This is a genomic window from Acidisphaera sp. L21 (genome assembly GCF_009765685.1).
Taxonomy (GTDB): domain Bacteria; phylum Pseudomonadota; class Alphaproteobacteria; order Acetobacterales; family Acetobacteraceae; genus LMUY01.
In genome coordinates this window covers 44780-57211 of the sequence record NZ_LMUY01000145.1, presented here as the reverse complement: position 1 = coordinate 57211, position 12432 = coordinate 44780, and the positions used below count along the sequence as shown (strand labels likewise).

At 68.6% G+C, this 12432-nt stretch carries 13 protein-coding genes; 10 read left to right on the top strand and 3 right to left on the bottom strand.

Going from position 1 to position 12432, the window contains the following annotated elements:
• The 3 genes from GSQ76_RS26790 to GSQ76_RS26780 all read left to right on the top strand — a co-directional run.
• Positions 1–905 (top strand): 3-deoxy-D-manno-octulosonic acid transferase (locus GSQ76_RS26790; protein ID WP_272482692.1); only part of this gene is annotated, 905 nt, incomplete at its 5' end.
• The gene (gene lpxK / locus GSQ76_RS26785) at positions 905–1858 is read left to right on the top strand and encodes a tetraacyldisaccharide 4'-kinase (protein WP_158747136.1); all 954 of its coding nucleotides are present in this window, start codon (positions 905–907) and stop codon (positions 1856–1858) included. The genes GSQ76_RS26790 and lpxK, both read left to right, overlap by 1 nt.
• On the top strand, positions 1855–2760 hold the full coding sequence (locus tag GSQ76_RS26780; RefSeq protein WP_158747135.1) for a lauroyl acyltransferase: 906 nt from the start codon (positions 1855–1857) through the stop codon (positions 2758–2760). The genes lpxK and GSQ76_RS26780 overlap by 4 nt, the downstream gene beginning before the upstream one ends.
• Before the next feature lie 5 nt (positions 2761–2765).
• Here the strand turns inward: GSQ76_RS26780 and GSQ76_RS26775 are convergent, their stop codons facing one another.
• Together GSQ76_RS26775 and GSQ76_RS26770 are read right to left on the bottom strand one after the other, a co-directional pair.
• The gene (locus GSQ76_RS26775) at positions 2766–3872 is read right to left on the bottom strand and encodes an alanine racemase (protein ID WP_158747134.1); all 1107 of its coding nucleotides are present in this window, start codon (positions 3870–3872) and stop codon (positions 2766–2768) included.
• Between the two features lie 2 nt (positions 3873–3874).
• Positions 3875–4630, bottom strand: coding sequence for a 2-keto-4-pentenoate hydratase (locus GSQ76_RS26770; protein ID WP_158747133.1), 756 nt, complete (start codon positions 4628–4630; stop codon positions 3875–3877).
• Between the two features lie 118 nt (positions 4631–4748).
• On the opposite strand from GSQ76_RS26770, the gene ribF reads away from it, so the two are divergent.
• Positions 4749–5669, top strand: a complete 921-nt coding sequence (ribF, locus tag GSQ76_RS26765; protein ID WP_158747132.1) for a riboflavin biosynthesis protein RibF — start codon at positions 4749–4751, stop codon at positions 5667–5669.
• A 136-nt stretch (positions 5670–5805) separates the two neighbouring features.
• The gene (locus tag GSQ76_RS26760) at positions 5806–6057 is read left to right on the top strand and encodes a twin-arginine translocase TatA/TatE family subunit (protein ID WP_158747397.1); all 252 of its coding nucleotides are present in this window, start codon (positions 5806–5808) and stop codon (positions 6055–6057) included.
• A gap of 67 nt (positions 6058–6124) precedes the next feature.
• Here the strand turns inward: GSQ76_RS26760 and GSQ76_RS26755 are convergent, their stop codons facing one another.
• The gene (locus tag GSQ76_RS26755) at positions 6125–7240 is read right to left on the bottom strand and encodes a 2-aminoethylphosphonate--pyruvate transaminase (protein WP_158747131.1); all 1116 of its coding nucleotides are present in this window, start codon (positions 7238–7240) and stop codon (positions 6125–6127) included.
• A gap of 66 nt (positions 7241–7306) precedes the next feature.
• Here GSQ76_RS26755 and GSQ76_RS26750 point away from each other — a divergent pair, with 66 nt between their 5' ends.
• From GSQ76_RS26750 to GSQ76_RS26730, 5 genes are all read left to right on the top strand, one after another.
• The gene (locus tag GSQ76_RS26750; RefSeq protein WP_158747130.1) at positions 7307–8881 is read left to right on the top strand and encodes an ABC transporter substrate-binding protein; all 1575 of its coding nucleotides are present in this window, start codon (positions 7307–7309) and stop codon (positions 8879–8881) included.
• Positions 8882–8895: 14 nt separating this feature from the next.
• The gene (locus tag GSQ76_RS26745; RefSeq protein ID WP_158747129.1) at positions 8896–9834 is read left to right on the top strand and encodes an ABC transporter permease; all 939 of its coding nucleotides are present in this window, start codon (positions 8896–8898) and stop codon (positions 9832–9834) included.
• Entirely contained in the window at positions 9831–10667 is an 837-nt protein-coding gene (locus GSQ76_RS26740) for an ABC transporter permease (protein WP_158747128.1), read from the top strand. Before GSQ76_RS26745 ends, GSQ76_RS26740 begins: the two co-directional genes overlap by 4 nt.
• Positions 10664–11626: an ABC transporter ATP-binding protein gene (locus GSQ76_RS26735; protein WP_158747127.1), complete on the top strand. Its 963-nt coding sequence runs from the start codon at positions 10664–10666 to the stop codon at positions 11624–11626. Before GSQ76_RS26740 ends, GSQ76_RS26735 begins: the two co-directional genes overlap by 4 nt.
• The coding region (locus tag GSQ76_RS26730; RefSeq protein WP_254070652.1) for an ATP-binding cassette domain-containing protein at positions 11623–12432 on the top strand (810 nt) is incomplete at its 3' end. The genes GSQ76_RS26735 and GSQ76_RS26730, both read left to right, overlap by 4 nt.

Here is a 12432-nt window from a genome sequence, read left to right as displayed (position 1 = left end):
GGGTGGCGCGGTTCCTGGACCATTGGCAGCCCGACGCCGCAGCGTTCCTGGAAAGCGAGATGTGGCCCAACCTGCTGGCCGCCAGCAGGCGCCGCGGCGTGCGGCTGATGCTGCTGAACGGGCGCCTATCCGCCCGCAGCCAGGCCGGTTGGGCCCGCGCGCCCAAATTCGCCCGTCGCGTCGTGGGCGCGTTCGACGTGGTGTGGGCGCAATCCGACGCCGACGCCGACCGGCTGCGCGCCCTGGGCGCCCGCAACGTCAGTTCCCCCGGCAACCTGAAATTCGCCGCCGCCCCGTTGCCCGCCGACCCGGCCGAGCTAGCCCGGCTGCGCGACCTGCTGGGCGACCGGCCACGCTGGCTGGCCGCCAACACCCACCCTGGCGAGGAGGCGATGGCCGCCGCCGTGCACCAGCGCCTGGCCCCATTGCATCCCGGCCTGCTCACCGCCATCGCCCCCCGGCATCCGGACCGCGGCCCACCGGTGGCAGCGGAATTGCAAGCCCCCCGCCGCGGCGCCGGCGACGACCCGCCATCGAGTGGCGTATGGATCGCGGATGGATTGGGGGAGATGGGATTGCTGTACCGGCTGTTTCCGGCGGTCTTCGTCGGCAAAAGCCTGGTGACCGACGGCGGCGGCCAGAACCCGCTGGAGGCCGCCCGGCTCGGCTGCGCGCTGGTGGCCGGGCCGTCGATGGAAAACCAGGCCGACGCGGCCGCTATCCTCACCCAAGCGGGCGGGTTGAAGACGGTCGGCGACGTCGACGAACTGGCCGCCTGGGTCGACGCCACCCTGCGCGACCCAGCCGCCCGCCACACGGCCGGGCACGCGGCACAATCAGCAGCAAGCGCCGATGCCGACCTGCCGCAACGTGCCGCAGCGGCCCTGTTGGCCCTAGCCGGCTAATGCGCGCGCCCGGCTTCTGGCAGCATGACGGCGTGCTCGCCCGGCTGCTCTCTCCCGTCAGCAACCTCGTGGCGGATGTCACGGCCCGGCGCATGGCCCAGCCCGGTTGGCGCGCGCCCGTCCCAGTGGTGTGCTGCGGCAATGTCGGCGTGGGCGGTGCGGGCAAAACCACGCTGGCCATCGACCTCGGCCAGCGCCTGATCGCGCGCGGCGCCCACGTCGCCTTCCTCACCCGCGGCTATCGCGGCCGGGTGACTGGCGTGTCCCGCGTAACCCTGGGGCACGAAGTGAAGGACGTCGGCGACGAGGCGATGCTGCTCGGCGCCATCGCACCAACCTTCGTCGGCGCCGATCGCGTCGCCAGCGCCAAGGCCGCGGTGGAAGCCGGGGCGACGGTGCTGGTGATGGATGACGGGTTGCAGAACCCCGGCCTGGTGAAGGATTTGGCGTTCCTGGTGATCGACGGCGTCGCCGGCTTCGGCAACGGCCGCGTGCTGCCCGCCGGGCCACTGCGCGAACCCGTCGCCGCCTGCGCCGCCCGCTGCCATGCCGCCGTGGTCATCGGGGAGGAACGGGTGGATATCGGCGCGCTGCTGCCGGCCCGCCTGGCCGTGCTGGGCGCCACCCTGCAGCCGGAGTCACCGCAGTTGCGCGGTCGCCGGGTCGTCGCCTTCGCCGGCATCGGCCGCCCGTCCAAGTTCTTCGCAACCCTGGCCGAGGCCGGCGCAATCATCGTGGGTGAGCGCGCCTTTCCCGACCATCACGTCTTCCACCTCGGCGAACTGGAAAGCCTGCGCCGCCGGGCTACGAAACTGGGGGCGGAACTGGTGACCACCCCAAAGGACGCCGTGCGCCTGCCGCCGGACTGGCGGCCCCAGGTGCTGGTGGCCGGTGTCTCCCTCCGCTGGGCCCACGAATCACAGATCGACACCTTGCTGCGCGGCGTCGCATGAGCCTGACGTTCCAGGTCGAGGCGATGGTATTTCGCCTATTCCTGCGGCTGTTCCGCGCACTGGGGCCGGTGCGGGCGTCCAACTGGGGCGGCGCAATGACCCGCACCATCGGCCCGCTGCTACCCGTAAACCGCGTGGCCGAAACCAACCTCCGCCTGGCCATGCCGGAACTGGACGAGGCCGGGCGGCGCCGGGTGATCCGCGGCGCCTGGGACAATATCGGCCGCACCCTCGGTGAATTCCCCCACCTCGCGAACCTGCCGAAGAACAGCCCGTCCGGCCCAGGATGGGAGATGGTGGGTGAAGAAACCCTCCTCGCGCTCGCTGCAAGGGGTGGCCCGGCGATCTTCTTTTCCGGCCATATCGGCAATTGGGAAATGCTGCCCGCCAGCTGTGCCAGCTACGGCCTGCCCTTCTCCTCCATGTTCCGCGCCGCCACCAACCCCGAGGTGGATAAGCTGATCATCGCCCTCCGGCACGAGGCAATGCGCGCGCCCGTGCCGATGTTCGCCAAAGGTGCCGCCGGCGCGAAGGCCGCGCTCGCCCACCTGCGGGCCGGCGGCTATCTGGGCCTGTTGATGGATCAGAAGATGAATGACGGCGTGGAGGTGACGTTGTTCGGCCACAAGGCGATGACCGCGCCCGCCATGGCGGCCCTGGCCCTACGCTTCCGCTGCCCAGTCATCCCCGGCCACGTGCAGCGCATCGGCCCGGCGCGGTTCCGCCTGGTGTGCGAACCGCCGATGGAACTGCCCGACACCGGCGACCGCCACGCCGACATGATGGCGATCACCCAGACCATGAACCACTACCTGGAACGCTGGATCCGCGAGCGCCCCGAGGGCTGGCTATGGATGCACCGCCGCTGGCCGAAGGACCTCTACCGGCAGAACCGGCAGTAGCGACCCTACCAGCCGTTCACCCGCGGCCAGATCTCCAACACCTCATCCGTGCCATCGACCACATAGTACCGATCATGCGCCGCCGCCGTCATGCAGGTGTGGTTCGGTGCCACCCGCAGCTTCGCCCCGATCGGCAGGTCCGGATACGGCAGCGAGGCGTCGCACTCCACCACCCCGTGCTCCTGATAGGCCTGCCGGATCACGGTGCCGCCCAGCGTCGGCGCACCGTTCAGATCCAGCACCAGGCCGAACCCGTAATCCACCGGTGCCGCCGCGGTGCTGTGGTCCTTCGACAGCGCCAGCCCGCCCGCATCCAGCAGCAGCGCGCGCTGCGCTGGGTGGCGGCCGATCACGCTGGTCAGCACCGTCATCGCGATCCCGTCCAGCCCGTGGCTGCCGATCTGCATCTGGAACAGGTCGCCGAACATGTAGACGCCGGCCCGCACCTCCGTCACGCCATCCATCCGCGCCGCATGCAGCGCCGTCGGCGTGCTGCCCAGCGACACGATCGAGATCGCGTGACCCGCCTCCAGCAACCGCGTAGCAGCCTGACTGACCCCGAGCCGCTCCGCCTCGCCGATCACCGCAAGCTGCTCCGGTGATCGGGCGCCATAGCTGTGCCCGGCATGCGTCATCACCCCGACCAGGCTGCGGCCCAACGCCTCCGCCAGATCCGGCAGCGTCGGGCTGTCGGGCGTCACCCCGCCGCGATGCTCCCCAGTATCCACCTCGATCAACGCCCGCACCGGAATGAGCGATTTGCCGATCAGCCGCGCCATGTCCAGATCGTCGGTGATGACGGCGATGTCGGCGCCGGCAGCGTTCAGCTTGGCCACCTGCGCCAGCTTCTGCGGCGTGATCCCCACCGCATAGAGCTGGTCGGTGATGCCGTGGCCGGCGAAATACTCCGCCTCCGCCAACGTCGAGACAGTGATCGCACCATGCTGCCCAGCCAATGCCAGGCGGGCGACGTCGATCGACTTGGCGGTCTTCATATGCGGCCGCAGCCCCACCCCGTGGCGCGCGACCGCCACCGCCATCGTCGCCAGGTTGCGTTGCAGAATGCCCCGGTCCAGCACCAGACAGGGGGTCGGCAGATCGGAAAGGCGCATGATTAGGGGGTAAACTCCACCGCGCACGACCCGGCATGGGCGAATTCGACCTGCACCTGGGCGGACGGGCCAACAAAATCCTTCCCCGTCCACGAACCGCAGGTGACGTATTGCCCGGCCTTCAGCCCGCCGGCCCAGTGCGCCCCGGTATCGGCCAGCCACTGGATCAACCGGATCATGTCGCCCGCCGGGTTGGCGGTGGCAGTCTTGATCTCCTTGCCGTCCACCAGCAGCCGCACCGTCTCCCGGGAGAAATCGATGCCCTGCCAATCCACCGCAGGCGCGCCATACACGAAGCCGCCATGGATGCTAAAATCCGCCACCAGGCTCAGCTTGTCGACCGTGTCCGGATCGACGAAGCGGGAGTCGAGGATCTCGATCGCCGGCAAACAATAGGAAATCGCCGCGATGATCTCGGCGCGGCCATACGGCTCCGGCCGCGGCGGCAGGTCGGCACCGATCCGGAAGCTGATCTCCGCCTCGATCCCGCGCATGGTGCCGGTGCTGTTGATGGCCCGCCCCGGGCTGGCCTGCACGCCACTGGCCGGCATCGGGGCGCAACCCGGGGTCGCATCCGGCCCAGCCGCGCCCACCTTCCAGCCGCCGATAGGCCCCAGCCCCTCCGCCACCCGGCGCTGCACCGCATACGCGGCCTGCAGGTCGGCCGGCGCCAGCACATGCGGCAGCGCATTCAGCTTCTGCGACGGATCGCGCCACGCGCTCAACAGCAGCGCGGCAGTATCGGCGTGTCGGTCCATGCGAGGGCAACCTTTCGGGGGAGCGGTAGATTTACCTCCCGCCACCCCCACTTGCCAACCGGCAGCCGCCCGCGACAAACATGAACTTCCCACCACGAGAGGCGACCCGGCAAGCGTGATGCAGCGATATTCCGATTGGCGCGACCTCCCCACCGCGGCGCGCGGGGCCACGGTTGCGCTGGGCAATTTCGACGGCGTGCATCGCGGCCACGCCCTGTTGCTGGCCAGCGCCCACGCCGCCCGCCCCGACGCCCCCCTGGCCGCGCTCACCTTCGAACCTCACCCGCGCGAGCTGTTCCGCCCCGACGACCCGCCCTTCCGCCTGTCCCTCCCCTCCGCCCGGGCGGAGGCACTGGGCGCGCTCGGCGTGCAACACGTCATCGAGGTGAAGTTCGACCGCACCTTCAGCCTGCTGACCGCGGACGAGTTCATCACCCAGGTGCTGCACCAGGGCCTGGGCGCGCTGCACCTCGCTAGCGGGCCGGATTTCGCCTTCGGCCACCGCCGCGGCGGCGACGTGAGCCTGCTATCCGCCCGGGCCGAGGCATTGGGCATGGGCCTGACCATCGTCCCGCCCCTGGCCGATACCCGAGGCCCGATCAGCTCCACCCGCATTCGCCGCGCCCTGCAGGACGGCTACCCCGAGCGCGCCACCGACGACCTCGGCCACCCCTGGAGCATCCGCGGCATCGTCTCCCACGGCGATGCGCTGGGCCGCACGATCGGCTTCCCCACCGCCAACATCCCGCTCGGCCCACAATTGGAGCCCGCGCGGGGCGTCTACGCCGTCACCGTCCCGATCGACGGGCGGCTGGTCTACGGCGTCGCCAATATCGGCCGCCGCCCCACCGTGGCCGAGGGCGCGATCAGCCGGGTCGAGGTGCATCTGTTCGACTATGCCGGCGATTTGTATGGCCAGCAGTTGGACGTGGCCGTGCTGCACTTCCTGCGCGCCGAACGCCGCTTCGCCGGTCTACCCGAATTGAAGGCGCAAATCGCCCTCGATGCGGCCGAGGCGAGGCGCCTGCTGGGCAATTAGGCCACGCAGTTGAAGCCGCCGGGCCGCGTCGCCAGTTAAATGGCGTTGGGTTCATTTGCATCTGGCGCGCGCAAGCTTAGTGTGCGGCCCTTGAAGAATGCGCGCGGGGCCGGTTCACCCCCGCATGGAGGGATCGATGGGTGGTTTAAGTATTTGGCACTGGGCGATCGTTCTGGTCGTCGTCCTGCTGCTGTTCGGAAGCGGCAAGGTCAGCAATTTGATGGGCGACTTCGCCAAGGGCATCAAGTCGTTCAAGAAGAACATGGCGGAAGACGACGCCTCGATGGAGGCCACGGCCGATCGCCCGGCCGGCACGATCGCGGCCCCGGGCACGCCCGGCGCGACCACGACCGCAACCACGCAGGCGCGCGAGACGACCCACAGCTAACACCCCCAAACCGTCATGCCCCAAACCGTCATGCTCTGGCCCACCGGCCGGGCATGACGTGGCTGGGCTAGGCGCGGCCGAGGCCGGTGACACCCATCTCGGCCATCGTCTCCGCCACGGCGACCATCGCGGCGGCGATGTCCGTCTCCGTCACCGCGCCCATGCAGCCAATGCGAAACGTGTTGGCCAGCGCCAGCCGCCCCGGGAAAATGATGTAGCCGCGCCGCTTCATCCCCTGATACAGCGTGTCGAAGTCGAACGCCGGATGCTCCGGATTGTGGAACGTCGCCACGATCGGGCTGGCATGCTGGTCCGGCACCGCCGCGCGAAACCCCATTTGCCGCATCCCGTCCACCAGCCGCCGCCAATTCGCCTGGTAGCGGGCCAACCGCGCCGGGACGCCGCCCTCCGCCGCATGCTCCCGGCACGCCTGCGCGAACGCCGCCAACACCTGCACCGGCGGCGTAAAGCGGAACAGCCCGGTGCGATCCATGTGCTGCGCCTGGTCCGCCAAATCCAGCGCCAGCATCTTGGGCTTGGTCGCCGCCTCCAGGGCCTTGCGCTGCACGATCGCCCAGCCGATGCCGGGCACACCCTCCATGCACTTGTTCGACGACACCGTGATCGCCTGCAGCCCCAGCGCCGGCGCATCGATCGGCATCGCCCCGAACGAGGCCACCGCATCGACCAGCAACCCGATCCCCCGCGCCCGGCACAAGGCCGCGACCTCCTCCAGCGGATTGATCAGCCCGGTGCTGGTCTCGCAATGCACGATGAAGATGTGGCTGATCGCCGGATCGGCATCCAGCATGGCCGCGAACTCCGCCACGGCCGGCGGCGTGAACGGCCCGGTGCGCAGCATGGCCACCGGCGTGCCCAGCGCCTCACAAATCTCCGCCAGCCGGTCGCCATAGATGCCGTTGCTATGCACCAGTAGCGTGCGGCCCGGCGGCACCAACGCCGCGATCACCGCCTCGTTCGCGTAGGTCGCGCTGCCCGGCACCGGCACCGCCGTGTAATCGGCCCCGCCATTCGCCACGCTCACCAGATACGCCCTGGCGTGGCGCAGATTATCGGTGAACTCCACATCCCCGCTGGAATATTCCGTCAGCATCGCCTCGCGCGTCGAATACGAGACGCTCACCGGGCCGGGCGTCAGCAGCAGTTTCGTGCGTTGGGTCATGAGTCTAGGCTGGCATGCCGCGTGCTTAACGGGCAAGTCTGTGTTGCAACCAAAGGACCGCCAGGGATGATCCGACTCGCCGCTGCCCTCCTGCTCTCCACCTCCCTGGCTTTCCCCGCGCTCGCACAGACCCGCGGCGGCACCCTGGTGTTCGGCCGCGCGATCGAGAGCCAGTTTCTCGACCCCGTCCACACCTCCCAGAACGCCGACATCTGGCTGTCGCTGAACCTCTACGACACGCTGCTGCTCGCCAGCGCGGACGGCAAGGGTGTCGAGCCAGGCCTCGCCTCCGCCTACAAAGTCTCCGACGACGGCAAGACCATCACCTTCACCATGCGCGCCGGCCTGAAATTCTCCGACGGTTCCCCGATCGAACTCTCGGACGTGAAATGGTCCCTCGACCGCGCCCGAACGAAGGCGAGCGGCGGCGACTTCGCCTTCCTCCTCGGATCCATCGAGTCGGTCGACACGGCCGGAGCCGACCAGGTCATCCTCCACATGGCGCATCCGGATCCGGTGATCCTGCAGGCGCTCGCCACCTTCAACTCCGGCATCATGCCGGAGAAGCTGGTGATGGCCGCCCCCGGCGCCACGCTGGACGACAAGAGCAAAGCCTTCGCCGATCACCCCGTCGGCTCCGGCCCGTTCATGCTCACCAGTTGGAAGCGCAACACCGAGATGGTGATGTCGAAGAACCCGTACTACTGGAAGGACGGCAAGGACGGGAAGAAGCTTCCCTACCTCGACGCCATCCGCTTCGTCATCATCCCCGACGACGCCACCCGCATCCTCAAGCTGCGCGCCGGCGAGTTGGACGTGGCCGAATTCGTCCCCTACTCCCGTGTCGCCGAGCTGAAGGCAGATCCTAAGCTCGATATGGAGCTGTATCCCGCCGCGCAGACGAACTACTTCGCCTTCAACGCCCGCCCCACGCTGAAGGACGGCACCAAGAACCCGCTCTCCGACGTGCGCGTGCGCCAGGCGCTGAACTACGCCACCGACAAGGACGCGCTGATTCAGGTCGTCACCTACGGCACCGGCACCGCCGCCCGCAGTTACATGCCAATGTCGACCCCGCTCTCCTACGGGCCGCAGCCGCTGTATCCGTACGACATCGCCAAGGCGAAGGCGCTGCTGAAGGACGCGGGCTACGCCAACGGCATGGACATCACCTGCATGGTGCTGGCCGGCAGCCAGGACGACGCAGCCAAGCTCGCCACGCTGCAGCAACTCTGGAGCCAGGTCGGCGTCCGCCTGAAAATCGAGCAGTTGGAGAACGCCACCCGCCTCTCCCGCTACAATGCCGGCGATTTCCAGATGCGCACCTCGCTCTGGACCAACGACATCAACGACCCGAACGAAATCACGTCGATCTTCGCCTACTACGCCACCCGGCAAAACAACCGCTCCGGCTGGGATGACAAGCGCATCGACGAGTTGTTCGACCAGAGCCAGGCCGAATTGGACCCGGCCAAGCGCGCCGCCGAATACAAGGAAATTCAGGAGCGTTACGCCGAAGCCGCGCCGATCATCTTCGCATTCGAAGTGCCGTATCCAGTCGCATTGTCCAAGAAGGTGCACGATTTCGTGCAGATCCCGCTGGGCAACAACATCTTCGTCAACACCTACCTGGACAAGTGACGCAGTCCTAACCGGTGTACGTCCTCGCCATACTCGGACGGCGGTTGGGGCAGATTGTCGCAACCGTCGTCCTGGTCGCCCTGCTCATCTTCGGCCTGATGCGCCTGCTGCCGGGTGACCCGGCGTTGATGCTGCTGGGCGATCGCGCCACCGACGCCTCCATCGCCCAAATGCACCACGATCTGGGCCTGGACCGCTCGGTCGCGGTGCAGTTCTGGGAATTCCTGGTCCATACCGTCACGCTGCAATTAGGTGATTCCATCACCATGCGCGTCCCCGTCATAAGCCTGGTGCGGGACGGTCTGCCCATCACCCTGCTGCTCACCGGCATGGCCGCCTTCCTGGCCCTGCTGATCGCCGTGCCGCTCGCCTTCGTTTCCGCCCTGCGCCCCGGCAGCTGGATGGACGCGGCGATCCGCACCGTGGCGCAAATCAGCCTGTCCATGCCGGTGTTCTACATCGGGCTGGTGCTGCTCATCGTGCTGGCCGCCGGGCTGCACTGGTTCCCGGTCGGCGGCATCGGCAACGGGTTCTTCCAGGATCTCTACTACCTGTTCCTGCCCGCGCTCACGCTCGCCCTTTCCTTGTCCGCCGTGCTGCTGCGCAATCTGCGGCAATCGCTGCTGGAAGTGCTGAACGCCGAATACGTGAACTTCGCCACCGCCAAGGGCCTGCCGCGCCGCATGATCCTGACGCGCCACGTGCTGCGCAACGCCTGGGTTTCCACCGTCACGCTGTTGGGCCTCAACATCGGCTCCCTCGTCGGCGGCGCCGTCATCACCGAAACCGTTTTCGCCATCCCCGGCCTCGGCCGCCTCACCATCGATAGCATCTTCGCCCGCGACTACCCGGTGGTGCAGGGGCTGACCATGGTGCTGGCGATCATGGTCTCCGTCGTGTTCCTGCTGGTGGACACGGTGCAGGTGCTGCTCGACCCGCGGATGTCGAAGTGAGCGCAACCATCGCGGCACGCCGCCGCTTCGTGCTGCCGCCCTGGTCGCTGCTGGGCGGTGCCGCGATCCTGCTGGTGCTGCTGGCCTGCGCCGTGGTGCCGGAATACATCGCGCCGTATTCACCGACCAATTTCGACTTCCGCAGCCTGCTGCAACCACCGACCCTCGCGCATCCATTCGGCACCGATAATTTCGGCCGCGACATCCTTTCCCGCACCATCTGGGCGTCCAGCGTCGACCTGCAGATCGCGATCTTCGCCACCCTGTTTCCCGCCATCTTCGGCACCCTGGTCGGCAGCGTGCTCGGCTATGTCGGCGGCTGGCCCGACGCAATCTTCCGCCGGATCGTGGACGTACTCATCACCATCCCCTTCCTGGTGCTGGTCATCGTCATCGTCGCCGTGCTCGGCCCGGGCCTCGGCAACATGTACATCGCCGTCTCCGCCGTGAACTGGATCATCTACGCCCGCCTCATGCGCGGCGAGGTATTGGCCCAGGCCTCCCGCGACTACGCGGCGGCCGGGCGGGTCATGGGCTACGGCCCCATCCGCATCATCTTCCGGCATTTGCTGCCCAATGCGGTGGCACCCGTGCTCGTCTACTGGATGACCGACATGGCGCTCGAAATCCTGCTCGGCTCCTCCCTCGGCTATCTCGGCCTCGGCGCGCAGCCCCCTACCGCCGAATGGGGCGTGCTGATCGCGGACGGCAAGAACTTCATGACCACCGCCTGGTGGATGTCGATCTTCCCCGGCATCGCCATCGTGCTCGCCGGTACCGGCTTCAGCCTGCTGGGCGACGGCCTCGCCTCGATGCTGCGGCGCGGCCGATGACGCCCCTGCTCTCCATCCGCGGCCTGTCCGTCCAAATCGGCCGCGGCACCCCGGTCGACGGCATCGACCTCGACATCGCGCCCGGCGAAACCCTCGGCATCGTCGGCGAATCCGGTTCCGGCAAAAGCCTGTCCCTCCGCGCCATCCTCCGCCTGCTGCCCCCGCAGGCGAAGGTCACCGGCACAGCCATCTGGAACGGCGTCGACTTACTCACCTTGCCCGAACCCGACATGCGCCGGGTCCGCGGCGGCCAGATCGCCATGGTGTTTCAGGAACCAATGACCGCGCTGAACCCGGTGCTCCCGATCGGGCTGCAAATCACCGAGAGCCTTGGCGTCCACCTGAACCTGCGCGGCGCCGCCGCCAAAACCCGCGCCACCGAATTGCTCGACCTCGTCGGCATACCCGACGCAAGCCGCCGCCTGTCCAACTACCCGCACGAGTTCTCCGGCGGCATGCGCCAGCGCGCCATGATCGCCGCCGCCCTGGCCAGCGGCCCCAAACTGCTACTCGCGGACGAGCCGACCACCGCGCTCGACGTCACCATCCAGGACCAGATCCTCAAGCTCCTGCTACGCCTGAAGGAGGAACTGGCCATGAGCGTCGTGATCGTCACCCACGACCTCGGCGTCGTCGCCGGCACCTGCGACCGCGTGGCCGTGCTCTACGCCGGCAAGGTGATGGAAACCGGCCCCGTCCGCACCCTGTTCACCCGCCCCTCCCACGCCTACACGCTCGGCCTGCTCCGCTCCCTCCCCGACGCCGCCCACGCCCGCCAGCGTCTGGAAGGCATCGCCGGCAGCCCTCCCGACCCGGGCGCGTTGCCCCCCGGTTGCCGCTTCGCCCCCCGCTGCGGCTTCGCGTTGGATGCCTGCCGCATCGGCGACCGCGTGCTGGCGCCGTCGGCACCGGACCAACTCAGCGCCTGCATCCGCGCCGAAACGGTGATGGCCGCGTGACCGCGCTGCTCCGGGCCGACGATCTGGAGCGGGGCTTCCCCGTGCGGCGCAGCCTGCGCCAGATGATGGAGGGCGGCCCCCGCCCCGTCGTCCGCGCCCTGGCCGGCGTCAGCATCGCGGTGCAGAAGGGCGAAACCCTGGCCATCGTCGGCGAATCCGGCTGCGGCAAATCCACCCTCGCGCGCGCCCTGGTGCGGCTACTGGACGTCGATTCCGGCCAGATCGATTTCGACGGCCAGGACGTGCGCGCCCTCCGCGGCGCCGCCCTGCGCCGCTATCACCGCCGGGTCCAAATGGTATTCCAGGACCCGTATGGCAGCCTGAACCCCCGCATGACCGCGGGTGAAATGCTGGGCGAGGCACTGCGCGTCCACCGCATGCTCCCCGCCGGCAAAATTCCCGCCCGGGTGAAGGAATTGCTGGAGCTGGTCCGCCTCCCCGGCGATTCCGCGGACCGTCTGCCCCACGCCTTCTCCGGCGGCCAGCGCCAACGCCTCGCCATCGCCCGCGCGCTCACCGTCGAACCCGAACTCCTGGTCGCCGACGAAATCGTCTCCGCCCTGGACGTCTCCGTGCAGGCGCAAATCCTGAACCTCCTGCTCGACATGCAGGAACGCCTCGGCCTGGCGATGGTCTTCGTCTCCCACGACCTGCGCGTCGTCCGCCACCTCGCCCACCACGTGGCCGTCATGTATCTCGGCCGCGTGGTGGAGGCCGGCACGGCGGACCAGGTGTTCGACAATCCACGCCATCCCTACACCCAAGCCCTCCTGCGCGCCGCGCCAACGCTGACGCCCGGCGAACGC